We start from the raw sequence: 25,104 nt of genomic DNA, 5'->3' as shown, positions 1-25,104 counted from the left end.
CTTAATTTTAACATTTATTTCAAATATTTGCAATTCATCTTCAGGATGAATTCACAAATAAATCAAATCTCTTTTTTTACTGATTCAAATATCTTAACAAGACAAATTTTTTTCTGTCAATTCACTGCCTCTTCAAACAATAAAAAAGGACGCCGCAGCGTCCTTTTTATTTATTTCAGTATCCTTTTACCACTTCATTACGCAGCTTGCCGATACCCTCGATCTCTACGACAACTTCATCTCCAGGCAGCATTGGACCGCAACCCATAGGCGTACCGGTCAGAATCAGATCGCCGGCATCCAGTGTCATACTTTGCGAAATATAGCTTAATATCTCATAGGGATTATATACCATGTCGCTGGTGCGCCCATTCTGCTTAAGCTGTCCGTTCAAATACAATTTGATCGACAGATCTGTAGGATCAAGATCAGTTTCCAGCCAGGGCCCCAATGGGCAAAAAGTATCAAAAGATTTACTGCGCAGCCACTGTACGTCCGACAACTGCAGATCCCGTGCTGTAACATCATTAGCGCAGGTATACCCTAAAATATAATCCGGCACATCTTCCGGAGCTACGTCTTTCATCCGCTTTTTGATAACAACGCCTAACTCAGCCTCATAAACTACCTCATGGCTCTGACGCGGATAAATGATTTTGCCGTCGTTACCGATAACAGTATGCGCAGCTTTAGTAAAAAGCGCAGGCTCCTTAGGTACGTCCACATGAAATTCTCTTGCATGGTCACGATAATTGAAACCGACACAAATAATCTGCTTCGGCACACATGGAGCCAAAAGTTTAGCGCCAGCCAAAGGAAAAACCTCATCTGTCATCCGCCAATAAGTATCAATACTGCCATAGACAGCGCGGATAACATCACCGTCGATAAAACCAATCCTGGCACGGCCCTGTTCTTCAAAACGTACGCATCTCATAAATTTTAACTCCTCATCTTCCGCATCTTGCGTTCTCTAAAATATACAGGCTCCAGGCCTGCCTCATCTGCTAAACTAAGCGCTTCTCTCATGCGGCGCCCTACATGCTCTTTATAATGGGCATCGCTGCCGATCACCGCATATTTACCTCCCAGCTGTGCATAACGTCTGTACACCGCCAGTAATGAAGCCATAGCTCCAGCATCATCCAACCGGCGGGTATTGATCTCCAGTGGTTTTTCTTTTGCTATCAGCAGCTTAAAAACCTGATCAAAAAGTTCCGGCGCTTCTCCCAGAATCAGTTCTTTATCTGCGTAAGGCATATACCGGCACATATAATCAATATGGGCAAAAGCGTCAAAATTATTATGCCGCTCCAAATTAGCCAGTGTATCTATCAGAAATTCACGTACAGCTTCAACTTTTGCCAGCCCTTCATAACAGCGTTCTTCATACAGATCGCGGCCATTAATGCAATGCATGGATGCCAGCACATAGTCAAAGGGATATTTCCCAGCCAAAGCTTCATCTGCAGCTGTTGTCTGCTTCTGCATTCCGATCTCGATTCCCAAAAGCACTTTGTCACTGCGATAAGGGCCAAACCGTTCAAAATATTCGTCTACATCAAACATAAATGCACTCGGATTCGTCGGATAATCATCGTCCCAGTGCTCAGTGATAACGATGCCAATATTCTGCTGCTTTGCCGCAGCGACGGCCTCGGCAATTTTCATATGACTATCGCAGGAATAATCACAATGCATATGTGTGTCAAAAATCATATTCTGGCCATCCTTTCGTAGTTTATATTGTATCAAATAGGCTTGAAAAAGCAACTAGAAAAACTATTTAAAACTATTTTTCACAATATTTAACCGGTATTAAAAAACTCCTTAACAGAAAAAATTCTGTTAAGGAGTTTTTTTATCAACGTTTTTTAAAATCAATCATTTTACCATTTAAATCGAATTCTGCGCTGTATGCTTCTCTGTCGCTCTCTGCGTCCATCATGACGGTCCAATCGCCTTTCCAAAAACGATACACTAACGATTCTTTGACTTTTACATCTTTTTTATCACTTACTTTTTCCTGGAAGGCTTTATACATCTCAGGAATTTTGTCCATATTTAATGCTTGCAAAGCGATCAGATTATCTTCCATATTACCGCTGCCGGTAATCTTTACAGCAGATGGGCCGCTCCAGCTCCCGTTGCGGTATTCATAATGATCGACATCTTCTTTGGTTCCTGGTTTAAGGATATTGATAGAAATAAAATTACCGCCGTAATCTTTTCCTGAAACAATCGTAATATCCTGAAATACCTTAAGCTCCTGTCCTTTTAAACCATCTTTATTCTGCAGCTCGCCCATAATTTTCCCGATAGCGCCGGGCTCAGTGAAAACACTTTTACTGCTGCCACCACAGGCAGTCATGAGCATTGCAAAAATCAACATGGAAATAACTAACAATAATTTTTTCATTAGAATCGCTCCTTTAACCGAGTTCGTCTGAATATTTACAAATAACTGTTAAAGTTTCTCAATCATTTGTAAATATCATCAGATGGATAATTTGCAATTATTATAGCATACTTTTATCTGCACTTCAAAAATATTTCCGGTTCATAAACATTTGTGAAAATTTATAACGTGATATAAATAAAACTCTTTTGGACCGCTTATTAAAACCGTCCAAAAGAGTCTGCAAATCAAACGTTAAAACGAAATTCGACTACGTCGCCATCCTGCATCACGTATTCCTTACCTTCAAGCCGAACCAGCCCTTTATCGCGGGCAGCCGCTTTACTCCCGCACTCAACCAGATCATTATAGGAAACGATTTCCGCACGGATAAAGCCGCGTTCGAAATCTGTATGGATCTTGCCTGCTGCCTGCGGCGCTTTAGTTCCACGTACGATCGTCCAGGCACGTACTTCTATTTCGCCGGCAGTAATATAGGTCATCAGCCCTAAAAGTTTAAATCCGGCTTTGATCAGGCGATCAAGCCCTGCTTCTTCTAATCCGGCCATCGCCAAAAATTCCTGCGCTTCTTCATCCGGCAGTTCGGCGATCTCCGATTCCATCTTCGCCGATACGGTAATCACTTCTGCACCCTCACCGGCCGCATACTTTACAACAGCCTGCACATGCGGATTGGCAGATGCGTCGGCAACTTCCTCTTCACTGACATTGGCTACATATAAAACAGGCTTCATAGTCAAAAGATGCAGTTCTTTCAAAAATTCCAGCTCATCTTCAGTCAGCCCCAGACGGCGTGCCGGCACTGCCTCGCTGAGTCCTGCCAAGACTTTATCCAGAACAGCCTTTTCGATTGGCACCTTTTTATCACCAGTCTTTAAAAGCTTCACCAGTCTTTCCTGGCGTTTTTCAACCGATTCCATATCTGCCAGGCACAGCTCTGTATTGATGATCTCAATGTCACGCAGAGGATCGATACTGCCCTCGACATGAGTGATATTTCCATCTTCAAAGCAACGTACGACCTGTGCAACGGCATCAACCTCACGGATATGCGCCAAAAATTTGTTACCCAGGCCTTCACCCTTAGACGCGCCTTTAACAAGCCCGGCTATATCTACAAAGCGCATTGCCGCAGGTACGATTTTTTTTGCTTTGACCATTTCTCCCAAAACAGACAAGCGTTTATCAGGCACATCAACAACACCTACATTAGGTTCTATAGTACAAAAAGGATAGTTGGCAGCCTCTGCTCCCGCTTTGGTAATAGCATTGAACAGGGTGCTTTTGCCGACATTAGGCAAACCTACTATCCCTACTTCTAAATTGGTACTCACTCTGATCGCTCCTCATCTATTAGTAATACTTTATTTTACCTCAAAGACAGTTTTTATGCAATATCATTACTGCGGCGGAGATTATGCCATTGCTTTTATTAGTTGTTTTCAGCCCATATTTATTTATATTTCTACAGTATATATTTTTGCAGTAAATTATTAAATTCTCATTTAAAGATATTTAATTACATTATTTTATGTTATAATAATAATATATTTTAGCTTGTTTGTATAAACAAGTATGAAAAGGAGCTGTTTATATGATGGAAACGATTCAGGAAATCCTTAATTTTTCAGTCGGTAAACTGACTGTTGGCAACATTATTTCCGCACTTGTCATTTTTCTTGTCTGCCACGCAGTAATCAAAGCATTGATGGGTCCAATAGAAAGACTGCTGGATAAACTGAACGTAGATTTGACGCTGCGCGGTTTTCTACGCACTGTTATCAGAGTAGTGCTCAATTTTGTCGCTGTATGCATCGTTGCTGAAAGTATCGGTATTCCTATTGCTTCACTGCTGGCCGTTTTAGGTATGTTGGGTTTAGCTGTTTCACTTTCTGTACAGGGCGCTTTATCCAATCTTTCCAATGGTATCATGCTGCTGATCACCAAACCATTCAAAGCAGGCGATTATGTTGCCGCAGCTGGTATCGAAGGTACAGTTAAAGAAATTTCCATGCTCTGCACCAAAATCATCACTGTCGACAACAAAGATATTTTCGTACCGAACAGTGAGATCGCCGGCGGAAAAATCACTAACTTTTCCTCGGAACCGGTACGCCGCGTCGATATTGTGATCCGCGCCGGCTATAATAACGATATTGCCACTGTAAAAAAAGCTCTGACCGAGGCAGTTGCAGCTACGGACAATACTCTGAATGATCCTGAGCCATTTATCAGGCTTTCCGGTTATAAAGAATATGCCGTAGAATATACGATCCGTGTTTGGGCCCAGGGCTCCGATTACTGGAATGTATATTTTGACCTGCTGGAAAACATCAGCAAAGCTTATGCCGCCAATGGCGTCAAAGGCGCTGTTCCAGGTATGAATATCTATATGCAGGAAGATAAATAAAAAATAAAAGAGCACTTCTGTTTAGAAGTGCTCTTTTATTTTATTCAGGAGTTATTTTTCTGCATATTTAATGCGCAGCTCTGCTATGCTCAGCAATACCGTCAGTACTGCCGGAAAAAACAGCACCACCAGCAAATCAACCATCAGGTTCACTTCCTATCACGGATACCGCTTTATTTATGTACGTTAGTATGCAGACAGATTCTGTATTTACGCCAGCAGGCAAAGGTTAATACACCCAATACTGCTAAACTCAAACAAGCATTAAAGGTTGCGGCTGTCATTTATCTTCACCTCTCTCTTTCATAACCATATAATACCGCTGCCCCAGCGGCAGGTAAATGTCAGGAACCGTAAAAATAGCCCTGACCAGCATAAAAAAGCTGTAAATATTACCCGGGCAATAAATGATCTGTTTCCGATCAATTACCCTCGGCTTACCGGCCTTCTCTTTTGCAGTCTGACAGATTATAATATAATTAAATTAATAAAAGCAAAGGGGATTTTGCCATGACTAAGCCGACAACAGCACGTACCTGCATTGTAGAAGCTTTTCTGCAGCTGTGCCAGACCCTGCCCTGCGACAAAATAACAGTTTCACAGCTTACAAAAAAAGCCGGTTACAACCGCAGTACTTTTTACGCCTATTTCAATAATACAGATGATCTGCTGAAACAATTAGAAAATGAATTATTTCAGCTTGTCGACACTTTTCTGCCGCATGGCCTTCGTATTTTTCGCACAGGTATGCCTACAGCAGAAGAACGCCTGTTGTCACAAAGATTTTTTAAAAGCAATGCCCGTATTTTGGCAATGCTCCTAGGCCAGAACGGCGATCCGCGTTTTGTCCATAAAATGAAAAACCATATTCGGAAAGTACTGATCCAAAACCTGCAGCTGACTACTCAGCAGATAACACCGCAGCTGCAGCTGTTGATAGAATTTATCATCAATGGTCATCTGCAGGTATTGGTCTATTGCTACGAGCATGACAGTCCGCTTTCACCGCTCGATTTTTGGCTCAAACTACGCAGCTTTATCGACCAGCCCGCCCTGCTGGCTGCAATGACTGCAAAATCCGACAAAAGCCCCTGATTTGTTGATTGCCAAGAGGCTGCTCTTCTTCTATTATTAAATTAAGAAAGCACTCAAAGGAGCCGTATGATGAAGAAAAAATTTTTAATCATGATAGCAGTAATAACAGCGGTAATAAGCTGCCTGTGGTTTTTCTTGAAACCTGCTGCAAAAGATCCTACGCTGGTAACACTATATGGGAATGTAGATATCCGCCAATTTGATATTGGCTTTCAGGTTCCGGGACAAATCACCAAAATGTATTTTGAAGAAGGAGATACAATACGGGAAGGCAGCCTAGTCGCAGAGATCGACGCGGCAGATTACAAGCTGCAGGAGGCCAAGTCGGAAAGTGAAGTAGCCAAGGCCTATGCAGCAATGGTCCAGGCGCAGTCAGTCTATGATAAATATACTGTTTTATATGGCACAGGCGCTATTTCCAAGCTGGATTTTGAAACTGTGGAAAACACCTTGAAGGAAGCGCGCTCAGCTTATAATGCATCCGTAACCGCAAAAGATCTTTTAGCCAGGCAAAGTGATTACTCCAAACTTTATGCACTGGAAGAAGGCATCGTTACCGCACGTTTAGTTGAGCCTGGTACGATCATTCAAAAAGGAACGGCCGTCTATACTTTATCCAAACCGCGCCCGATCTGGGTCAGAGCCTATATCAATGAAACAGATCTGGGCAATATTTACGATGGTATGCCGGCACAGATCATTACCGACAGTACTGATCCGCAGACAGGCGCCAGGAAAACGTATCAGGGTCATATCGGTTATATTTCCCCTGTCAGCGAATTTACGCCCAAAAGCGTACAGACAACCGATCTGCGTACAGATCTAGTCTACATGATCCGTGTTTATGCCGATAACCCGGATAAATTTCTGCGTCAGGGAATGCCCACGACTGTTTTGATCGATTTGAAGGATACCCGGGGTAAGTAAAATGGATACGGTAGTAATAAATAATATTACTAAAAAATTTGAACATACGACTGCTATAGACGATTTGACGCTTACCATACCTACAGGACAAATGACAGGTATCGTAGGTGCCGATGCCGCGGGTAAAACCACGCTTCTGCGTATCATAATCGGGCTTTTGTGTGCCGATTCGGGAACCGTTACGACCCTTGGTTATGATCCGGCCCGGCAAAAAAAAGAACTTATCGCTCAAATAGGTTATATGCCGCAAAAATTTGGACTGTACGAAGACCTGAGCGTACGTGAAAACCTGGAATTCTATGCAGATTTGAAATCAGTCGATAAAAATTTTGACGAACTTTTGGACTTTACCGGTCTGCGGCCCTTTCAAAAACGACTGGCCGGTAATTTATCCGGCGGTATGAAGCAGAAGCTTGGTTTAGCCTGCGCGCTTTTAGGAGACCCTAAATTCCTGGTCTTAGATGAGCCTTCTGTTGGTGTAGATCCCATCTCACGCCGCGATTTAATGCGTCTGGTACGGGCGACGATCAAAGAAGATACCACCGTAATCTGGTCTACGGCTTATCTGGACGAAGCTAACAGTTTTGACAATACCGTCGTTATCGATAAGGGAAAAGTCATCTTTCATGGTCCGCCGGAAACACTGGCTGCCACTTCTGCTGATTTTGAACGCGAAGTTATCCGCCTGATGGGCGGCTATGAAGAAAAAAAATCACAGATCGCAGCCCATTATATTTATCGGGAAAGCACTGTAGAATATCCCGTGGAAGCTTTAAACCTCTTAAAAATGTACGGTAACTTTGCCGCTGTAAAAAATAACACCTTTCACATCAGAAAAGGTGAAATTTTTGGTTTGCTGGGCCCTAATGGTGCCGGCAAATCTACCTCCTTTAAAATGATGTGCGGCCTGGCCCGGCCAACAGACGGTACTGCAAAAATCATGGGGGTAGATATCAGGAAAAATCCTACTTTAGCCCGCTCCTATCTAGGCTATATGGCGCAGAAATTTTCATTATACGGCAATATGTCAGTCCGCGAAAATCTGGAATTCTTCGCCGGTATTTACGGTATTCCCCTGGCAAAAATCAAAGAACGTGTCGGCAGCATCGCGTCTTATTTTGGTTTGACTGTCTATTTTGACCAGCTGTCAGAAAAACTGCCTTTGGGCATCAAACAGCGCTTATCTTTAGCCTGCGCGCTCATCCATAATCCGCCGATCTTATTTCTGGACGAAGCCACCTCCGGCGTAGACGTGGTCACCCGCAAAGAATTTTGGTGTCATCTGCGCGCCCTGGCAAAAAAAGGCGTCACGATTTTGATTACTACTCATTTTATGGATGAAGCGGAATATTGTGATAACATCAGTTTATTTTATCAGGGCGAAACTATAGCCGTCGGCACTCCGGCAGCTTTAAAAGCGCAGGCTGCTGCTGCGACGATGGAAGAAGCCTTTATTACGCTTATTAACCGCAAAGATGCAGAAAGCGGACGGCTATGAGAATTTTATGGGCTTTTATCAAAAAAGAATTCCTGCAGATCTTTCGCGATCCCAGCAGTATTTTGATTGCTTTTATCTTGCCGACGCTGCTGTCTTTGATTTATATGTATGGCATCAATGTCGACTCCGTCAATATCAATCTGGGCCTTAAGCTGGATGACGCCAACCCCAGAGTAGTTTCTCTGGCCAGGTCTTTCAGTAATAATCAGTATATCAGAACGAAGGTCTACGATGACAAGGACGCCATGTACAGCGATATCGTCAATTCCAAACTTCAGGGAGCCGTGATCGTGCCTAACGATTTTACTGTCACTCTTAACAATGGCCGCACTGCACAGATCCTGGTCATTACCGACGGCAGCGAAACCAACACTGCCAACTATGTCCAAAGCTATGCCAGCGGCGTTATTTATCAGTGGCTGGAAACGACCGGCTACAGTAAGCAACAGGTAAGTCTGATAGATCCACAGCTGCGGATCTGGTATAACGAGAAGCTTGACAGCCATTATTTTATTTTGCCCGGTTCTCTGGCTGTAACCCTAAGTCTGGTCGGTATCCTTTTAACAGCGCTTGTCGTAGCCAGGGAATGGGAACGGGGTACAATGGAAGCTTTGTTAAGCACCAGGCTCAGCAGATTGCATTTTGTAGCCGGAAAATATTTTTCCTACTATATTTTGGGCATCTGCTCGCTTTTGTTTAACGTGTTTTTATGCATCGCTGTTTTTGATCTGCCCTTCCGCGGTTCTTATATCATACTATTTTTGGTGGGCAGCCTGTTTTTGCTGACCTGTATGGGCATCGGCTTACTGGTATCCACGATTTTTAAAAATCAATTTCTGGCCTGCCAGATCTCTTTAGTCATGGGTTTTTTACCGGCACTGCTCCTTTCCGGGCTGATGTTTCCGATTTCATCCATGCCTGCTTTTTTCAGATATTTAACAGCAGTTTTACCGCAGCGTTATTTTGTGTCGTTTATTGAAAGTGAGTTTTTAGCAGGAACTATCAGTGATATAGTTCTGATCAACACCGTTTATTTAAGCTGTCTGTGCCTTGTGTTGTTATTTTTAGTTTATAAAAATACGTTAGTGAGGTTGGAAAAATGACAACACGATTATTGACGCTGATCATTAAAGAATTTAAAGCAATCTGGAAAGATCCCCGCAGCAGAATGATCGTTACCATCATGCCTATTATTCAGCTTATTGTTTTCGCCAACGCTGTAACAATGGAAGTAAAAAATATTGATATGTTAGTGCTGGATAACAGCCGCAGCTACTATTCCCGCGAGCTGATCAGCCATTTTGCAAATTCGCCCTGGTTCAACTCTGTAGCGGTTGTTGACACGCCTGAACAGCTCAAACAAAGCATTGATATCCAAAAAGCAAGCCTGGCTCTGGAAATACCTCCTGATTTTGCCGTATCTATAAAAAACAAGACCGGCGCCAGCGTGCAGCTGATAACAGACGGCAGGCAGACAAATTCCGCTTCAATCATCGGCAGCTATGCTACACAGATCATCCAAAGCTATGCCAAAGAATTATCCGGCAGCGAGCCACGCTTGGAAATAGTCACCAGAAACTGGTTCAATGTCAACCTTGATTATAAGTATTACTCACTCGTTTCCCTGATGGCTATGCTCTCGATGGTCATTGTGCTTTTACTGACATCGCTGTCTATTGCCCGGGAAAAAGAAGTCGGTACTTTTGACCAGCTCATTGTCAGCCCTCTGTCTTCTACCGAGATCCTCATCGGCAAAGCCGTACCGGCCCAGCTCTTAGCCTGGCTTCTGACAATGGTGATGCTTGCTATTTCAGTACACTTTTTTGATTTTCCTTTGGTTGGTTCGCTTGCAGTTTTTTTAGCAGCTGACTTTGTCGCTCTTTTAGCTTTAGTCGGTGTCGGTCTGTTTATTTCATCCTTATGCAGAACGCAGCAGCAGGCTATTTTAGGTGTCTTTACCTTTCAGATGCCTGCCGTATTGTTATCAGGATTTATCTCGCCTATTGATAATATGCCGGTCATACTGCAATACCTCACTTACCTTAATCCGCTGCGTTTCTTTCTGGTCATTGCCAAAGGCTTACTGCTGAAAAATATGGATATGTATCATGTGCTGATAAATTTGATACCGCTGGCCTTAATAGCTGTTTTAACACTAAGTATTGCCGGCTGGACCTTTAAAAGTAAACTGGAATAAAATCATCAAATTCCGGAAACTGTTACTATCACACCGGAACAGAGCCTTGTACTCTTTGCCCTGCAACGTCACTTCAGCCTTTATAAAAAAACAAGCCCTCCGTTTCATCAGAAACAGGGGGGCTTGTTTTTCAACCGTTTTCATTCATATCTGCTGATTTCGACCAGATTGTTATCAGGGTCACGCACATAAAGGCTCTGCATTTTCCCTAAAGCACCATTACGCTCGACGATACCAACTTCAACCGCGATACCATGCTTTGCCAGCTCCTGATAAACAATGGGCAGTTCCGTTACCGTCAGCAGACAAATATCCAGACTGCCGTAAGCCACATTTCCGGCCGCCGGCAAAAATTCCGCAGGACAACGATGAACATTGATCTTCTGCATACCGAAGCGAAATGCATAATGGTCGTCCTGGCACAACAGTTCCATCCCCAGGACATCACGATAGAACCAGACGCAGAGTTCAAAATTACTCGTTGTCAAAACCAAATGATCTAAAGCTGTAATCTGCATTTTGCGCCGCTCTCTTTCAATATTTTTAATTAAAAAGCTCTGCCTTACAGCAGAGCTTTTTGCTATTTTACTGATCGGCCGCAGAAACCACAGCTTTTACAGCTTTAATGAACTTAGGCCTGGCAATCATTACAAAATGACCGCAGCCCCTGCATTTTAAACCAAAATCCATTCCTGTACGGGTAATTTCCCATTCAAAGGACCCGCAGGGATGAGCTTTTTTCATCCGCACTACATCGCCGACATTGAACTTAGCGTCCAACATAGCTTATTCTACACCCTTCACCGTACTGATATCCGTTACATCGTAACCGGCTTCACGGATCTGCTCAATAATATCCATACCATGCTGCGAAAGGTCAGCGCGAATAGTCAGCTCCGTAGTATCGGCATCATTACGCTTGGTTACAACAGAAATGATATTGATGCCCTGATCGCGGAACATACCGCCGATATCGGCAATAACGCCGACCTTATCAGTAACATCGATCGTGATACGAGTGCAGCTTTTAGCAATGCCCATGATGGTAACAAAAGCGCGGAAAATATCGCTGTCCGTAATAATGCCGCACAGCCTGTTATCTTCATTCACAACAGGCAGAGCGTTGATCTTATGTTTATACAATATATAGGCTACATCCTCAATTGCACTGTTATCACGCACAGTAATCACATCGCGGGTCATTACGTCGCGTACCTTCAGGCGTGACAGCAGATAATTAGCTTCATAACGTGATAAAGTACTGGCATCAGAAGGTGAAGTGCGCCCAACGTCGCCATCAGTGATAATGCCCATCACTCTTTTGATATCATCTACAACCGGAATACGGCGAAAAGCACTGCTCTTCATCAGTTCCCGGGCTTCCAGCATGCTTTTGTCTTCTGAAATCGTTAATACGTTAGGTGTCATAAAGTCTTTAACTAGCATTGTAAACACGCTCCTTTTCCGGCATCAGCCGCCCAAATAAGCCTTACGCACAGCTTCACTGCTGGCTAATTCCTGTGCTGTACCTGCCAAAGCGATGCGGCCGGTTTCCAATACATAAGCTTTATCGGCAATTGATAAAGCCATATTGGCATTTTGTTCTACCAAAAGCACCGTTGTACCGCTCTCGTTTATTTCTTTTATTATATTAAAAATTTCTTTAACAAGCAATGGTGCCAGACCCATTGAGGGTTCATCCAACAGCAAAAGTCTCGGCCTGCTCATCAAAGCCCGTCCCATAGCCAGCATTTGCTGCTCACCGCCGGAAAGTGTTCCTGAAATCTGGTCCTTACGTTCCAGCAGTCTAGGAAATTTTTTAAAAACGTCTTCCAGATCGCGGGCAATACCATCCTTATCATTACGCAGGTATGCACCCAGTTCCAGGTTTTCCATGACCGACATATTTGCAAAAACATGCCTTCCTTCCGGAACCTGACATAGGCCCATACCCACAATTTTATGTGCCGGTACGCCGACGATATTTTTATCTTCAAACAAGATCGTGCCGTTTTTCGGTTTCATCAGCCCGGAAATAGTCCGCAGCGTTGTGCTTTTGCCGGCGCCGTTAGACCCTACCAGAGTTACGATCTCACCTTTCGGTACCTCGATACTGATGCCCTTGATAGCGTGGATAGCACCATAATATACATCGATATTGTCTACCTTTAACATCAGGATACCTCCTCGCCCAAGTATGCTTCGATAACGCGTTTATTATTTTTGATTTCATCAGGCGTGCCGCTGGCAATACAAAAACCATATTCCAGAACATATATCCGCTCGCAGACCCCCATAACCAAACCCATATCATGTTCGATCAGCAAAATCGACAAGCTGAATTTATCTCTGATCCAGCGGATCATTTCCATCAGCTCTTTAGTTTCCTGTGGATTCATACCTGCAGCCGGTTCATCCAAAAGCAGCAGCTTCGGTTCCGTGGCCAGTGCGCGGGCAATCTCCAGCCGTCTCTGTTCACCATAGGGAAGATTTTTTGCTGTTTCATAAGCTTTATCTTCCAGCTTAAAGATTTTTAAAAGCTCCAGGGCTTTTTTGGTAATTTCATCCTCTTCGCTGAAATAACGGCCAATCCGGGCAATCGCCTCGCCTAAAGTATATTTGACATGCATATTATAAGCAATTTTGACATTGTCGATAACCGAAAGCTCGGAAAAAAGTCTGATATTCTGGAAAGTACGCGCCATTCCCAGCTGCGTTACCTGATACGATTTTTTACCGCTGGTTCGCGTACCGTTGAACATTATCTCGCCTTCAGTAGGTGTATAAACACCGGTAATCATATTAAAAGCCGTAGTTTTTCCGGCTCCGTTGGGACCGATCAGCCCAATCAGCTCACCTGCTTTGATTTCCATGGAAAAGTTGGAGACAGCACGCAAGCCGCCGAAAACCATCGAAATATCATTTACTTTCAGCAGTGCTTCCATCTTTGCCACCTCCTAAATGAAACATTTTCAAGCTGAGCTCCTTATTACCGAACAGTCCCTGCGGACGGCGCAGCATCAGTACGATCAGAGTAATCGAGTAAATTATCATCCGCCATTCAGGATATTCTGCCAGATAAGCAGAAATAAAAGTCAGCAGCACAGCGCCGGTAATAGCGCCTGTCATCGAGCCCAGGCCGCCTAAAACGACCATGGTCAGAATATCGAAAGAACGCATGAAAGTAAAGGATGCCGGATGTGCAATATAAAAGTAATGCGAGAACAATACGCCTGCAGTGCCGGCAAAAGCAGCCCCCAGCGTAAACGCCATAACTTTGTATTTCGTAGTGTCGATACCCATAGTATCAGCAGCGATCTCATTCTCGCGAATTGCCAGACAACAGCGTCCTGGCGCTGAATTCTTGAAATTTTTAATAAAGAAAATGATGAAGATCATAATCCAGAAAACCCAGGGGAAATTGGTCAAACGGGGTATGCCCATCAGTCCGGAAGCACCGCCCACATAATCGATATTCAGGATACAGATACGAATGATCTCACCTAAACCAAGTGTCGCAATCGCCAGATAATCGCCATTCAGACGTAATGTCGGCAGACCAATCAAAAATCCCAAAAAGCCGGCAGCAACTGTGCCCGCTATCAATGCCAGCTCATATGAAAAACCAAGCTTGACCGTAACGATAGCGCCGGTATAAGCACCAACCGCCAAAAAGCCCGCATGTCCGATAGAAAACTGGCCTGTGTAACCATTGATCAGGTTCAAGCTGACTGAAAGAATAATATTAATACAAATCAGAACGATATTCAGTTCCCAGAAAGGTCCGATGATCTCTGCCATCATCAATCCCTGCATAACAGCAAAAAGTACAGCGCAGGCTACCAATGTCAGCAAATCTTTTTTTCTCAATGCATTCATAGCTCTCACCTACACTTTCTCACGTACATTTTTGCCCAATATACCGGCAGGTTTATAGAGCAAAATAAGGATCAGGATAGCAAATGCCGCAGCATCGCGGAAGGTTGAAGAAAAGAAACCGCTGACCATCGCCTCGACAACGCCCAGGATAATCCCTCCCAGCATAGCGCCGGGAATAATGCCAATACCGCCGAGAACTGCGGCAACGAAAGCCTTGATACCAGGCACCATGCCCATCAGCGGATCGATAGAGTTATAATAGATACCTACCAAAACACCGCCGGCTGCTGCCAAAGCAGAACCTAAAGCAAAAGTCATGGAAATAACACGGTCAATATTGATACCCATCAAACGGGCGGCATCAGCATCAAAAGATACTGCACGCATCGCTTTGCCCGCTTTGGTGTTTTGTACAATGTAAGTCAGTACGGCCATCAAAATCAGCGCACTGATCAGGATAACGATCTGCTGGCTGTTTACTACCAACGGTCCAAAATGATAAATAGTCGCTTCAAACACAGCCGGGAACGTACGCGGCTGCGGCGTTGCAATAAGGATCATACTGTATTCCAGAAAGAAAGATACACCGATTGCCGTAATTAAGATTGCGATTCTTGGAGCATTACGCATCGGCCTATAAGCCACGCGTTCAATAATAATACCGGCTAATGCGGCACAGGCCATAGAAAAGAGTATAGCCGGAATAAAAGAAAAGCCAAACATTGTAGTTGCTATAAAGCCGAAATACGCACCCAACATGTAAATATCGCCATGAGCGAAGTTGATAAGCTTGATGATACCATAGATCATCGTGTATCCCAATGCTACCAGCGCATAAATACTGCCCAACGAAATGCCGTTAATAAGCTGTTGGACAAATTGCTGCATAAAGGAACCCATGTCCATAATTCCCGTCCTCCTGATCTCGTGGATTAAACGCAATGAGGCTGTGGTAATACCACAGCCCGCACCATTGCAAAAATTAATTGTGGATTTTTATCAAGGATTGATTTTTGTCCTGAAGGTTTGAGCGCCGTCTTTATGTTCGATAATTACAGCACTTTTAACCGGATTATGCTGCGCGTCAAAGGTTACGGTACCTGATACGCCCTGAAAACCGTTGATCTTGGCCATAGACTGAGCGATTTTCACAGGATCGGTATCGCCTGCGTTTTTGATTGCCTCGGCAACCAGCAAAGCAGAGTCATAAGCAAGCGCTGCAAAAACGTCTGGTTTTACTTTATAAGCCTTTTCATACTCGCTGACAAACGCTTTATTCAAAGCAGAATCGTCATCAGGAGAATAAAGGCTTGAGAAATAAGTATTATTGAGTGCCGCCTTACCTGCTATTTCAGGCAGTTTAGCGCTGTCCCAGCCATCGCCGCCGGCCATGGGGATCTCGATACCCATCTCACGGCCCTGCTTAACGATCATACCAACTTCCTGGTAATAGCCGGGAACATACAGAATATCCGGAGCCGCAGCTTTGATTTTAGTCAAAGTAGCTTTAAAATCGGTATCCTTTTGCAGATAGGATTCTTCAGCCACAACAGTGCCGCCGTTCTTGATAAAGTTCTCTTTAAAGAACGCCGCCAGACCTTTGGCATAGTCAGAAGAATTATCGATAAGGATCGCTGCTTTTGTTGCCTGTAAATCATTTTTAGCAAAGTTTGCCATAACAGTACCCTGGAACGGATCAATAAAGCAAGCGCGGAAATTATATTCTTTTGTTTTTCCTGTCGCCGGATCAACTGTAACGTTAGGGTTGGTAGCCATAGGAGCAATATCCAGCACTTTACTGCCGTTATTGATCGCGCCTGCGGCTATCGTAGCCGAGGAAAGGTTTGGGCCGATAACGGCAACAACCTTGTCCTGAGAGACCAGCTTCTGCATGGCATTGGTAGCTTCTGCTGCTTCGGACTTGTTATCCGCCACAACAAGCTCCAGTTTTTTGCCATTAATGCCACCTTTGTCATTAATGTTTTTGAAAGCCAGCTCAATAGCATTTTTCGAAGAAATACCAAAACTGGCACTGCCGCCGGTCATCTCAAGATTACCGCCGACCTTGATGGTATCGCCGCCGGCCGGTTTTTTATCGCCGCCGCAGCCGCTGAGCATAGCTGCTAAAGCTACGCTTGCTACCATTACTGAGAATACCTTGGTAACTTTTTTCATTGTTTTTCCCCCTCTGATGAAAACTGCAAAATATATTTAATCTGGCGCGTTTAAAACACGCCGGACTAAAAAACATCTAAAAAACAATGGGTCTACCTGGGTTCTATATTATATATTCTTTTGCAAACAGTTTTTTTATCTGAATTACAGCGTGATTTTTTCTTTGAAAGTCTGAACGCCGTCTTTTAATTCAATAATAATAGCGCTGGTGATCGGGTTATGATCTGCGTCATAAGTCAATTTACCACTGGCAACAGACAAGTCTTTAGTCGCAGCAATAGCCGCAGCCAATTTAGTACCGTCAGCAGTTCCTGCACGTTTAATAGCGTCAGCTAAAATCAGACCGGCATTATAACCCTGCATACAGAAAACATCAGGCTCTTTATTATACATAGCTTTATAACCGGCGATGAATTTTTGTACGGAAGGCTCTTTATCCTGTGCGGAATAAGCGCTGGAGAAATACGTATTGTTCAAAGCTTCAGGACCGCCGATTTCAACAAGCTTCGGACTATCCCAGCCATCGCATCCCAAAAGCGGAACATTCAACCCCAATTCACGTGTTTGTTTAATGATTTTAGCAACTTCTTCATAATACCCGGGAATATAGATTGCTTCCGGATTAGTGGATTTGATTTTCGTCAGGGCAGATTTAAAATCAAGGTCTTTAGCAAGAAAAGCTTCTTTAGCGACGATCTTGCCGCCTTTTTCTTCCATAGTTTTAGTAAATACTTCAGCTAAGCCTTTGGAATAATCACTGGAAGCATCATACAAAATCGCTACATTTTTTACTTTCAGGTTTTTATCAGCAAATTCTGCCATAACACGTCCCTGGAAGGGATCGATAAAGCAGGAACGGAACACAAATTCTTTTACTTTGCCATTTTCGACAGTAATGTTCGGCGCAGTTGCACAAGGTGCAATCAAAGGCACTTTATTAGCAGTAGTGATAGGTGTGGAAGCAGCTACACAACCGCTGGTTGCCGGTCCGACAACAGCTATTACCTTATCCTGAGTGACGAGTTTGGTAACCGAGTTACCTGCTTCAGAAGGTTCCGACTTGTTATCGCTTTCCACGATACGCAATTTTTTACCATCAATACCGCCGGCTTTATTTACTTCATCAAAAGCCATTTTTAAGCCTGAAAGAGTAGACTTGCCGTAATTGGCGACATTACCGGTCAGCTCAAAGCTTGCACCTACTACGATTTCGTTGCTGTTTGCAGCCTCTTTCTTTTTGTCTCCGCCGCCGCAGCCTGCTGTCAGCGAAGCAAATACCATCACTGCCAAAGCAGCACTGGCAACTTTTTTCCAGGTTTTCATTTGTTCTTTCCCCTTTTCCTATAATAGTATAAATTGGTTACTTCTATGCAGCAGCCGACGCTGTTCCCCTCTTAACAGTATTTTCCTGGCAAAGCTACGTTTGTAACTATCTGCTCACAATTATAAATAATTTTTCACACTTTTGTCAACTCTTTTTTTGTAAATCCATACAAAAAACAAATAATTTACCTTACGATTTTGTATTTTTTGGACTTTTTTTATTTTAATCCGTATCCAAGATACTTTTTTCCATTTAACATAGACTGTATACAAAATTCATGGAAATGGCTTGGCAGCTTTTCTTGATATGATGTATAATATCCTTGTATGTTAATCGATTACAGATAGGAGCTCCTATGCATTATATACCCTTACTTTTTTTATGTGCGAAAGTTTTTTCCTTCATATATCACCGGGAGCTGGCTTTATTCCTGCATAACTTCCGGGCCATAGTCGAAGCGCGCAGAAGTACCAAAAAGGTACATGTTGTTTTTATTGATAAAACCACTATTTTTTTTCTGATTTATTTTCTCATTGATATTCTTTTCTTATTCTACTGTATCTGGCTCATTACCGGTGACAGCTGGGAACCCGGATGTATGCTGTTATTTCTTTCTGCTTTGGAGTCTTATGGTGTCCAGGGACGTATTGCCGGTGCCTATGAAGTAAGTCCACAGGGATTTATTTATGCTAAAATCTGGTTTAAGTACCTGATGAGCGCGCAAATAATGTTCATCCTTCTGCAGCTGTTCCACGGAAATATGTAGTGCGTAGAACTGCTCATCTTTTTCTACAAAAATAAGAATTACCAATATATATATGTAAACATTATAAAAGCGATTTCTAAATTATTAGGAATCGCTTTTTTATTTCCTCCAAATAAATAACAGCTATTATAACCTCTTTTTAGTTTTGCGGTCTTGTGGGGGGGGGCAAATGTGCTAAAATATTTGTTCGGAGGCGATTTTATTGCATATAATGATAAAAAACAAATTATTACTTATGAAAAATATTTTCACCAAACAATTTAGGCACTTTTTTCTTATTTTATTTGCAGTCCTGCTAATCCTACAGCTGCTTGGCAGCGGAACTTTTATTATTACCAAAACAAAGCAGCTGTTATTCACCGTATTTATTACGAGCTGCCTTACATCAATATTCTCCTATTCCAGAATTTATTTTTACAATTATTTATTAGCTCTGCTGCCGCTTTTATCACTGCTATTTTGTAAAACCGCAGCCGGCGAAGTTATAACTTCCGTCAATATAGCTTATTATTCTATATTTTCACTTTCATTTACCAATATCATTTTTTTTCTGTATTATTACAGTACCGCATATAAAACTCTACGACTTCTTTCTCCAGTAGTACTGTTACTCCAAATCTGTACGTTTCTTCTTTCAACAGCAGTTTGGGGTTATTATACTTCCAGCCAAAGTTTCCCCACTGCCACAACAATTCTTGCACTATTACAAACCAATGTTTCTGAAAGTTACGAATATCTGCAAACAAACTTTACTGGGCAGACTTTATTATTATTTCTTTTTCTTGTTCTTGTTTATCTGGTGTTTTCTCTGCTTTTACACTTGCGTCTTAAAAGCTGCCGCATAAATAATATGCCTCCAGTAGCGATTGCTGTATTTGTGCTTCTTAACCTGCTGACAGTATATAAAAGTTCTATAACCCCTGATAATTTTTTTACCAATACATTACGGGAGACAAGAAATGCTTTGGCTCAATATGATAATTTTTCTGCCCAAAAAAACGCCCGTCAAAAAATACTTGGGTCTTTAAAATCCCTTCCCAAAAACGCTGCAGGTGTCTACGTTCTGGTTATAGGCGAATCGCAAAATAAAGGCCACATGTCTGCTTACGGTTATCACCGGCCTACGACACCATGGCTTCAATCAATCAAAAACCAGCATGGCTTTCTGCTTTTTGATAACGCCTATTCCTGTCACAGTCATACTGTTCCCGTTCTGACTTATGCTCTAACAGCTAAAAATCAGTATAATACTCTGCCTCTGGAACAGGCAGCATCTATTATAGAAATTGCTCAGGCAGCAGACTTTCATACTGTATGGATAAGCAATCAGGTAAAATACGGCGCTTGGGATACTCCGGTTTCCGTAATTGCTGATCAGTCACAAACACAATACTGGTTAAACGGACATCTGGGAGAAACTACTCAAACTACTCATTTCGACTTGAGTCTGGTAGATGTTTTAAAAAAACTGCCGGTATTCGACAAAGCCCTGATAGTTGTGCATCTGATGGGTAATCATGGTTCTTACGAAGAACGTTATCCGCATGCGTTTAATCGCTGGACGGGAAAATCTCATATTGATAAGTATGATAACAGTATTCTTTACAACGATTTTGTCATGAAGCAGCTTTTTAGTGCGGTAAAAGATCTGCCAAACTTTCAGGGGCTGATTTATTTTTCAGATCATGCCGATGATGTTGATGCAGGTCTTGGTCACGACGCTTCCAGATTTACTTTCGATATGGCACGCATTCCATTGTATATGTATTTCTCTGATAACTATATTCAAAAATACCCGCATACTATGGCTATTTTAAAGAAGCATACGTCAGCCTATTTTACTAATGACCTTATTTTTGATACGCTTATCAATATCATGCAGATTCCTTTTCCTGTTTTGGAAGAAACAAACTCGCTGGCAGATAAAAATTATAAAAACACAAGCACAAATTTAAAAACTTTATATGGCAAAAAAAGTCTTAGTGAAGATCCATTTGCTGATTAAGGTCAACACAGAAAAAACGCCCACAAATCGCTTGTGAGCGTTTTTCCTTTATGATGCAGTCCATTCTATTCATTTTTGATTTCGCCAGCCTTACAGGCCGTTTAAAACGATGCTTTTTTTGTCTGTTTTATCACTTTTGCTGCAATACTTCCTGTTCTTCTTTTGAAAGTACATACTGGGATTTTCCAGCTATAACCGGTTTGGCATAACAGCGATTTTCTTCTCTGCCATAAATGCTTGAAAGCACCACACCATTATTTTCTTCATCAACCAGAGCTACAGAATAACTTAAATCACTTCCTGTATTATCAAAAGCATTATATCTTAACACGCGTAAATTCTGCACACAACTTTTTAACCGCAGCCGCAGATCATCACGGCTCTTTTCCAAAGCTGTTATTTTGGCTTCCGCACTGCGCACATCTTCCAGCGTCTGAGTAAGTACTTCGTCCAAATCCATAGTTGTGCCTTTAGTAAAATAATCATACTTCCACTGTAATTTTCTCAGCTTACTATTCATATTTACCAGCATCACCAGCAAAAATACTATCAAGACCAGTAGTACCGCTATTATAAACAGCAGATTATTGCCCAAAATTTGATTGATCTGTTCCATTGTTCTTCCTTCTCCCTTTATAAAAGACCTGAAACTGCAACGATGATCCCGGCCCAAAGCACTGCCGGCAACAGATTAGAAATACGAATCTGCACCACTTTCAGCATATTGACACCGATCGCCATAATCAGCATACCGCCCGTAGCAGTTACTTCATTTAAAATACTGGTAGTTAAGACCGGTTCCAGTACCCCGGCCAGCAAAGTCAAAGTACCCTGATATAACAGTACGCTTACTGCTGACAAAGCGACGCCGATACCAAGATTGGCCGTCAGTATAATCGCAATGATACCATCCAAAGTCGATTTAGCGAATAAGATCGTTGTATCACCTTTTAATCCATCCTGCAAACTGCCGATAATCGCCATTGCGCCTACACAATAAATCAGGCTGGCAGCAACAAAACCTTCTCCAATAGCTTTGGCCGCTCCGGCATCATGTCCGCCAATCAGCTTACTGCCGATCCAATCTCCAAATCTTTGCAGCTTCGTATCGATATCGATACCTTCGCCAACGATAGCACCTAAAACAATACTGAAAATGACAATCATGATATTTTCACTTTTAAAAGCCATCTGTACACCTATAACAATGATACACAGTGCCACACCCTGCATGATGCTTTCCTGCCATTTTTCCGGCAGTCCGCGGCGCAGCAATAATCCTGCGCCCGCTCCGGCTAAAATCGCTCCGGAGTTAACCAGCGTTCCCAAACCGACCATAATTCCCCTCCCGGTAAGCGCTGCTCGTGCCAGATCCTTTGCACTTACTTCATTCTTTCACCAATGCAGCAACACTTTATTTTAAACAGACAGCCAGGGCTTCTTCCTTTTTAATGTCTGCTGCGCCGGTCTGTTCAGCAAATCATATATCCGCTCCAGATCCTCAGGTGAATAATATTCTATTTCTATTTTGCCTTTTTTTTCATCCTTGGGCACAACTTTGACCTTTGTTCCTAATAATTCTACCAACCTGTTTTGAAAATCGCTGGTAAAAACATCTCCTGCCGCGGCTGCCTTTACTTTTTTATTGTTTGCTTTTTCCTCAGCAACAATTACCGCTTCTTCAGTAACTTTGAATCTGCGCCCAGTTTTCAGCTCTTTGACAACGTCTTCCACTGTCCGTGAACTCCAGCCTTTTTCAATAATGGCCGCAGCAACTTCAAGCTGCTGCTTTTCATTATCCAAAGAAAGCAGCGGTTTTACCTGCCCCATCGTCAATGTTTCACGTGAAACATATTCTCTGATCTGCTGCGGTAAATTTAACAGCCGCAGCAGATTAGCAACAGCAGTACGGCTGCGGCCAACTTTTTTCGCAGCATCTTCCTGTGTCAGCTTGCATTCGGTCATCAGCCGTTTGATGCCTTCTGCTTCTTCCAGCGGATTAAGATCATGACGCTGAATATTTTCTACCAAAGCAATTTCCATCATCGTTGCATCATCATAATCACGAATAATAACCGGAACAGTTTTCAGCTTGGCTTCCTTGGAAGCACGCCAGCGACGCTCTCCGGCAACGATCTCATATTTACGTCCGTGTTTACGTACTACCAACGGCTGAATTACTCCATGCAGCTTGATAGATTCAACTAATTCTGCCAGTTTCGCTGCATCAAAAACCTGCCGCGGCTGATGTGGATTAGGAACAATATCTTTCAGAAGCAGCTCCTTCTTTTCTTCGTCACTACGTACCGGTTCTACCGCTGTATTGACCGGATCGGCTGCATCACCAAAAATTGCACCCAAACCTTTGCCTAAACCTTTTTTATTCATCACCGATTACCTCCCGTGCCAGTTCCTGGTAAACCATCGCACCCTTGGATTTTGGGTCGTAGACAATGACCGGCTGTCCATGGCTGGGAGCTTCACTCAAGCGTACGTTGCGCGGGATAATAGTATTGTACATTTTCGTTTCAAAATATTTTTTTACTTCATCGACAACGTCGGCCGATAAATTGGTCCGCGCGTCATACATCGTCATCACTACGCCCTCCAGCTTTAAAGCCGGATTAAGATTTCTCTGCACTAATTTTATCGTATTCATCAGCTGACTGACACCCTCCAGGGCGTAAAATTCGCACTGAATAGGGATCAGCACCGAACTGGCAGCCGTCAGTGCGTTGATAGTCAGCAGTCCTAAAGACGGAGGGCAGTCGATCAGCACATAATCATAGTCGTGCTTAACACGTTCCAATGAGCTTTTCAGGCGACCTTCTCTGTTCATCAGACTTACCAGTTCGATCTCGGCTCCTGCCAGCTGGATCGTCGCCGGCAGTACGTCCAAATTATCATAGGAACTATGGATGATCAATTCTTTCATCGGCACATCATCGATCAACGTATCATAAATACACTTTTTGATATCGCGCTTATCAAATCCCAACCCGCTGGTAGAATTACCCTGCGGATCAGAATCTATCAATAATACTTTGCGTCCCTTCTGTGCCAGACACGCCGCCAAATTGACAGTAGTCGTAGTTTTACCGACGCCGCCTTTCTGATTGGCAATAGCGATAACCTTAACCAAAATCTTCACCTCACCCTTAATATCTTCAAAATAAATTATTTGAATTTCATCTGTTTCCCATTTTATCACAAATTAAGTGTTTCACCTATAGCAAAAACTAAAATTCACTTACTTTCTTTCAAATCATCGTCTTTTACACAGCTTCTTCCATGCAATGTTTCACGTGAAACATTGCTGCAACATTCTTTGCAGCCAAAACTTCCTCCAGCTTTGCTTCTATTACCACTGCTTTGAGTTTTTATCAACATAACCCACAGTTTTATCCACATATTTAATGAAATTTGCTTTTACTAAAACTTCATCAAAATCTGTTTTTTATTTTACAGGCTTTTTTCCATTAAAATATGCGGACAAAATTCATCCAAATATGCCTCACCAATTTCCCGGTAGCCTAAAGTCTGGTAAAAGCCACTGGCACGACATTGAGCGGACAAACTGATCCGCTTACCGCCAACTCTGCGTGCTTCCTGTTCCAGTGCCAGCATGATCTGTGCCCCTAAATTTCTGTCACGGAACTTCGGCAAAACAGCCACCCTCCCAATAATAAAATCCCCCGACCGCTCTCCCGGAAGTAACCTTCCTGTCGCCACAGCACGCCCTTCCATAAATAGTACTGCATGCGGAACCATTTCGTCATATTCATCAAATTCATTTTTAAAACCTTGTTCTTCCATAAAAACTTTTTCTCTGATAGTTTTTGCTTCTGTACACAAAAAATTATAAATTTTTACCATTTGTCTGCTCCCTTCAAAAAAAGTGTCTAAATCTACACCTTTCAAAAACAAGGCGTGACTTAGAACACCCAATCATTTTCTTCATCCGCTGATAAAGAATTTACATCCTGTATTTATAATTGCCGTAATATAACCTGAGTATACTGCTATTTCAGATCTGCATTCTGTCGCTGCTGTAATAATTGTTCTTGATAAACAGCTATTTTAGCCTGCAGATTTTCACTGTACTGTTGCCATTTATGTACTTCTTCAGCTACATAAACCTGATGTTTCAGCAAAAGCTCCAACCGCTCGGCAATAGTACCGTCCCCATTATAACGCAGCTGTGCATATCTCTTTATATCACGCAGCAGCATCCCTGTCGCTTTTAATTTACACAAAAACTGTACCCATTCCCTATCTTCGGCCAGATAATTGCGACAGCCATTTTGATCACGTTTAACAAACAACAGGCCCTTTTTTTCATAATATCTCAAAGTATAAGCACTGATCCCAGTTAATTCCGCAAATGCACCGATTTTCATTTTTTATCC

At 42.7% G+C, this 25,104-nt stretch carries 27 protein-coding genes; 8 read left to right on the top strand and 19 right to left on the bottom strand.

The features are described 5' to 3' along the window. Positions 1–175 precede the first annotated feature (175 nt). The 4 genes from PFJ30894_RS02390 to ychF form a co-directional block, all read right to left on the bottom strand. On the bottom strand, positions 176–937 hold the full coding sequence (locus tag PFJ30894_RS02390) for a fumarylacetoacetate hydrolase family protein (protein ID WP_021718776.1): 762 nt from the start codon (positions 935–937) through the stop codon (positions 176–178). Positions 938–942: 5 nt separating this feature from the next. Further along, positions 943–1,719, bottom strand: coding sequence for a histidinol-phosphatase HisJ family protein (locus tag PFJ30894_RS02385; RefSeq protein ID WP_125668929.1), 777 nt, complete (start codon positions 1,717–1,719; stop codon positions 943–945). Positions 1,720–1,864: 145 nt separating this feature from the next. Beyond that, on the bottom strand, positions 1,865–2,419 hold the full coding sequence (locus PFJ30894_RS02380; RefSeq protein WP_021718778.1) for a hypothetical protein: 555 nt from the start codon (positions 2,417–2,419) through the stop codon (positions 1,865–1,867). A 227-nt stretch (positions 2,420–2,646) separates the two neighbouring features. Next, entirely contained in the window at positions 2,647–3,753 is a 1,107-nt protein-coding gene (gene ychF / locus PFJ30894_RS02375; RefSeq protein ID WP_046430414.1) for a redox-regulated ATPase YchF, read from the bottom strand. Between the two features lie 260 nt (positions 3,754–4,013). Between ychF and PFJ30894_RS02370 the strand changes: the two genes are divergently transcribed. The 6 genes from PFJ30894_RS02370 to PFJ30894_RS02345 all read left to right on the top strand — a co-directional run bounded on the left by PFJ30894_RS02370 (position 4,014) and on the right by PFJ30894_RS02345 (position 10,546). Next, the gene (locus PFJ30894_RS02370; protein WP_125668928.1) at positions 4,014–4,829 is read left to right on the top strand and encodes a mechanosensitive ion channel family protein; all 816 of its coding nucleotides are present in this window, start codon (positions 4,014–4,016) and stop codon (positions 4,827–4,829) included. Between the two features lie 510 nt (positions 4,830–5,339). Next, the gene (locus tag PFJ30894_RS02365) at positions 5,340–5,924 is read left to right on the top strand and encodes a TetR/AcrR family transcriptional regulator (RefSeq protein ID WP_021718783.1); all 585 of its coding nucleotides are present in this window, start codon (positions 5,340–5,342) and stop codon (positions 5,922–5,924) included. Positions 5,925–5,990: 66 nt separating this feature from the next. Continuing rightward, complete coding sequence (locus PFJ30894_RS02360) at positions 5,991–6,851, top strand: efflux RND transporter periplasmic adaptor subunit (protein WP_113077603.1); 861 nt, start codon at positions 5,991–5,993, stop codon at positions 6,849–6,851. A 1-nt stretch (position 6,852) separates the two neighbouring features. Next, entirely contained in the window at positions 6,853–8,349 is a 1,497-nt protein-coding gene (locus PFJ30894_RS02355; protein ID WP_125668927.1) for an ATP-binding cassette domain-containing protein, read from the top strand. After that, on the top strand, positions 8,346–9,452 hold the full coding sequence (locus PFJ30894_RS02350; protein WP_046430417.1) for an ABC transporter permease: 1,107 nt from the start codon (positions 8,346–8,348) through the stop codon (positions 9,450–9,452). The genes PFJ30894_RS02355 and PFJ30894_RS02350 overlap by 4 nt, the downstream gene beginning before the upstream one ends. After that, positions 9,449–10,546: an ABC transporter permease gene (locus tag PFJ30894_RS02345; RefSeq protein WP_125668926.1), complete on the top strand. Its 1,098-nt coding sequence runs from the start codon at positions 9,449–9,451 to the stop codon at positions 10,544–10,546. Before PFJ30894_RS02350 ends, PFJ30894_RS02345 begins: the two co-directional genes overlap by 4 nt. A 140-nt stretch (positions 10,547–10,686) precedes the next feature. Here the strand turns inward: PFJ30894_RS02345 and PFJ30894_RS02340 are convergent, their stop codons facing one another. The 9 genes from PFJ30894_RS02340 to PFJ30894_RS02300 all read right to left on the bottom strand — a co-directional run bounded on the left by PFJ30894_RS02340 (position 10,687) and on the right by PFJ30894_RS02300 (position 17,923). Beyond that, on the bottom strand, positions 10,687–11,064 hold the full coding sequence (locus tag PFJ30894_RS02340) for a VOC family protein (protein WP_046430420.1): 378 nt from the start codon (positions 11,062–11,064) through the stop codon (positions 10,687–10,689). Positions 11,065–11,131: 67 nt separating this feature from the next. Next, positions 11,132–11,329 carry a DUF951 domain-containing protein gene (locus PFJ30894_RS02335; protein ID WP_021718789.1) on the bottom strand — a complete coding sequence of 66 codons (198 nt, stop codon included), beginning with the start codon at positions 11,327–11,329 and terminating at the stop codon, positions 11,132–11,134. A 3-nt stretch (positions 11,330–11,332) separates the two neighbouring features. Next, complete coding sequence (locus PFJ30894_RS02330; protein WP_021718790.1) at positions 11,333–11,992, bottom strand: CBS and ACT domain-containing protein; 660 nt, start codon at positions 11,990–11,992, stop codon at positions 11,333–11,335. A gap of 24 nt (positions 11,993–12,016) precedes the next feature. Then, entirely contained in the window at positions 12,017–12,721 is a 705-nt protein-coding gene (locus tag PFJ30894_RS02325) for an ABC transporter ATP-binding protein (RefSeq protein WP_021718791.1), read from the bottom strand. After that, positions 12,721–13,491: an ABC transporter ATP-binding protein gene (locus PFJ30894_RS02320; protein ID WP_125668925.1), complete on the bottom strand. Its 771-nt coding sequence runs from the start codon at positions 13,489–13,491 to the stop codon at positions 12,721–12,723. The genes PFJ30894_RS02325 and PFJ30894_RS02320 overlap by 1 nt, the downstream gene beginning before the upstream one ends. Continuing rightward, the gene (locus tag PFJ30894_RS02315; RefSeq protein WP_021718793.1) at positions 13,466–14,425 is read right to left on the bottom strand and encodes a branched-chain amino acid ABC transporter permease; all 960 of its coding nucleotides are present in this window, start codon (positions 14,423–14,425) and stop codon (positions 13,466–13,468) included. The genes PFJ30894_RS02320 and PFJ30894_RS02315 overlap by 26 nt, the downstream gene beginning before the upstream one ends. Before the next feature lie 9 nt (positions 14,426–14,434). Further along, on the bottom strand, positions 14,435–15,331 hold the full coding sequence (locus tag PFJ30894_RS02310; RefSeq protein ID WP_021718794.1) for a branched-chain amino acid ABC transporter permease: 897 nt from the start codon (positions 15,329–15,331) through the stop codon (positions 14,435–14,437). Between the two features lie 93 nt (positions 15,332–15,424). After that, complete coding sequence (locus PFJ30894_RS02305; protein WP_021718795.1) at positions 15,425–16,600, bottom strand: ABC transporter substrate-binding protein; 1,176 nt, start codon at positions 16,598–16,600, stop codon at positions 15,425–15,427. Between the two features lie 144 nt (positions 16,601–16,744). Then, positions 16,745–17,923, bottom strand: a complete 1,179-nt coding sequence (locus PFJ30894_RS02300) for an ABC transporter substrate-binding protein (protein ID WP_125668924.1) — start codon at positions 17,921–17,923, stop codon at positions 16,745–16,747. 599 nt (positions 17,924–18,522) lie between these two features. Between PFJ30894_RS02300 and PFJ30894_RS11770 the strand changes: the two genes are divergently transcribed. Both PFJ30894_RS11770 and PFJ30894_RS02295 read left to right on the top strand, forming a co-directional pair. Continuing rightward, positions 18,523–18,690 carry a hypothetical protein gene (locus PFJ30894_RS11770; protein ID WP_155164053.1) on the top strand — a complete coding sequence of 56 codons (168 nt, stop codon included), beginning with the start codon at positions 18,523–18,525 and terminating at the stop codon, positions 18,688–18,690. A 211-nt stretch (positions 18,691–18,901) separates the two neighbouring features. Beyond that, positions 18,902–20,695: a sulfatase-like hydrolase/transferase gene (locus PFJ30894_RS02295; RefSeq protein ID WP_125668923.1), complete on the top strand. Its 1,794-nt coding sequence runs from the start codon at positions 18,902–18,904 to the stop codon at positions 20,693–20,695. A 130-nt stretch (positions 20,696–20,825) separates the two neighbouring features. Here the strand turns inward: PFJ30894_RS02295 and PFJ30894_RS02290 are convergent, their stop codons facing one another. The 6 genes from PFJ30894_RS02290 to PFJ30894_RS02265 form a co-directional block, all read right to left on the bottom strand. Next, the gene (locus tag PFJ30894_RS02290) at positions 20,826–21,311 is read right to left on the bottom strand and encodes a DUF4446 family protein (RefSeq protein WP_021718799.1); all 486 of its coding nucleotides are present in this window, start codon (positions 21,309–21,311) and stop codon (positions 20,826–20,828) included. A gap of 17 nt (positions 21,312–21,328) precedes the next feature. Next, positions 21,329–22,033, bottom strand: coding sequence for a DUF554 domain-containing protein (locus tag PFJ30894_RS02285; RefSeq protein WP_125668922.1), 705 nt, complete (start codon positions 22,031–22,033; stop codon positions 21,329–21,331). 81 nt (positions 22,034–22,114) lie between these two features. After that, on the bottom strand, positions 22,115–23,083 hold the full coding sequence (locus PFJ30894_RS02280; RefSeq protein ID WP_231997930.1) for a ParB/RepB/Spo0J family partition protein: 969 nt from the start codon (positions 23,081–23,083) through the stop codon (positions 22,115–22,117). After that, positions 23,076–23,837: a ParA family protein gene (locus PFJ30894_RS02275; RefSeq protein WP_044492090.1), complete on the bottom strand. Its 762-nt coding sequence runs from the start codon at positions 23,835–23,837 to the stop codon at positions 23,076–23,078. The genes PFJ30894_RS02280 and PFJ30894_RS02275 overlap by 8 nt, the downstream gene beginning before the upstream one ends. A gap of 320 nt (positions 23,838–24,157) precedes the next feature. Beyond that, the gene (locus PFJ30894_RS02270; RefSeq protein WP_125668920.1) at positions 24,158–24,571 is read right to left on the bottom strand and encodes a GNAT family N-acetyltransferase; all 414 of its coding nucleotides are present in this window, start codon (positions 24,569–24,571) and stop codon (positions 24,158–24,160) included. Positions 24,572–24,717: 146 nt separating this feature from the next. Further along, positions 24,718–25,095, bottom strand: a complete 378-nt coding sequence (locus PFJ30894_RS02265) for a MerR family transcriptional regulator (RefSeq protein WP_125668919.1) — start codon at positions 25,093–25,095, stop codon at positions 24,718–24,720. Positions 25,096–25,104: the final 9 nt, after the last annotated feature.

Origin of the sequence: Phascolarctobacterium faecium (assembly GCF_003945365.1) — a bacterium.
Lineage (GTDB): Bacteria > Bacillota > Negativicutes > Acidaminococcales > Acidaminococcaceae > Phascolarctobacterium > Phascolarctobacterium faecium.
The sequence above is the reverse complement of the archived record's forward strand: the minus strand, read 5'-3'. Positions and strand labels throughout refer to the sequence as shown.

Coding starts and splice junctions, on each gene's coding strand:
- PFJ30894_RS02390 (WP_021718776.1), bottom strand. CDS start 937: ATGAGATGCGTACGTTTTGAAGAACAGGGCCGTGCCAGGATTGGTTTT.
- PFJ30894_RS02385 (WP_125668929.1), bottom strand. CDS start 1,719: ATGATTTTTGACACACATATGCATTGTGATTATTCCTGCGATAGTCAT.
- PFJ30894_RS02380 (WP_021718778.1), bottom strand. CDS start 2,419: ATGAAAAAATTATTGTTAGTTATTTCCATGTTGATTTTTGCAATGCTC.
- PFJ30894_RS02370 (WP_125668928.1), top strand. CDS start 4,014: ATGATGGAAACGATTCAGGAAATCCTTAATTTTTCAGTCGGTAAACTG.
- PFJ30894_RS02365 (WP_021718783.1), top strand. CDS start 5,340: ATGACTAAGCCGACAACAGCACGTACCTGCATTGTAGAAGCTTTTCTG.
- PFJ30894_RS02360 (WP_113077603.1), top strand. CDS start 5,991: ATGATGAAGAAAAAATTTTTAATCATGATAGCAGTAATAACAGCGGTA.
- PFJ30894_RS02355 (WP_125668927.1), top strand. CDS start 6,853: ATGGATACGGTAGTAATAAATAATATTACTAAAAAATTTGAACATACG.
- PFJ30894_RS02350 (WP_046430417.1), top strand. CDS start 8,346: ATGAGAATTTTATGGGCTTTTATCAAAAAAGAATTCCTGCAGATCTTT.
- PFJ30894_RS02345 (WP_125668926.1), top strand. CDS start 9,449: ATGACAACACGATTATTGACGCTGATCATTAAAGAATTTAAAGCAATC.
- PFJ30894_RS02340 (WP_046430420.1), bottom strand. CDS start 11,064: ATGCAGATTACAGCTTTAGATCATTTGGTTTTGACAACGAGTAATTTT.
- PFJ30894_RS02335 (WP_021718789.1), bottom strand. CDS start 11,329: ATGTTGGACGCTAAGTTCAATGTCGGCGATGTAGTGCGGATGAAAAAA.
- PFJ30894_RS02330 (WP_021718790.1), bottom strand. CDS start 11,992: ATGCTAGTTAAAGACTTTATGACACCTAACGTATTAACGATTTCAGAA.
- PFJ30894_RS02325 (WP_021718791.1), bottom strand. CDS start 12,721: ATGTTAAAGGTAGACAATATCGATGTATATTATGGTGCTATCCACGCT.
- PFJ30894_RS02320 (WP_125668925.1), bottom strand. CDS start 13,491: ATGGAAGCACTGCTGAAAGTAAATGATATTTCGATGGTTTTCGGCGGC.
- PFJ30894_RS02315 (WP_021718793.1), bottom strand. CDS start 14,425: ATGAATGCATTGAGAAAAAAAGATTTGCTGACATTGGTAGCCTGCGCT.
- PFJ30894_RS02310 (WP_021718794.1), bottom strand. CDS start 15,331: ATGGACATGGGTTCCTTTATGCAGCAATTTGTCCAACAGCTTATTAAC.
- PFJ30894_RS02305 (WP_021718795.1), bottom strand. CDS start 16,600: ATGAAAAAAGTTACCAAGGTATTCTCAGTAATGGTAGCAAGCGTAGCT.
- PFJ30894_RS02300 (WP_125668924.1), bottom strand. CDS start 17,923: ATGAAAACCTGGAAAAAAGTTGCCAGTGCTGCTTTGGCAGTGATGGTA.
- PFJ30894_RS11770 (WP_155164053.1), top strand. CDS start 18,523: ATGCTGTTATTTCTTTCTGCTTTGGAGTCTTATGGTGTCCAGGGACGT.
- PFJ30894_RS02295 (WP_125668923.1), top strand. CDS start 18,902: ATGATAAAAAACAAATTATTACTTATGAAAAATATTTTCACCAAACAA.
- PFJ30894_RS02290 (WP_021718799.1), bottom strand. CDS start 21,311: ATGGAACAGATCAATCAAATTTTGGGCAATAATCTGCTGTTTATAATA.
- PFJ30894_RS02285 (WP_125668922.1), bottom strand. CDS start 22,033: ATGGTCGGTTTGGGAACGCTGGTTAACTCCGGAGCGATTTTAGCCGGA.
- PFJ30894_RS02280 (WP_231997930.1), bottom strand. CDS start 23,083: ATGAATAAAAAAGGTTTAGGCAAAGGTTTGGGTGCAATTTTTGGTGAT.
- PFJ30894_RS02270 (WP_125668920.1), bottom strand. CDS start 24,571: ATGGTAAAAATTTATAATTTTTTGTGTACAGAAGCAAAAACTATCAGA.
- PFJ30894_RS02265 (WP_125668919.1), bottom strand. CDS start 25,095: ATGAAAATCGGTGCATTTGCGGAATTAACTGGGATCAGTGCTTATACT.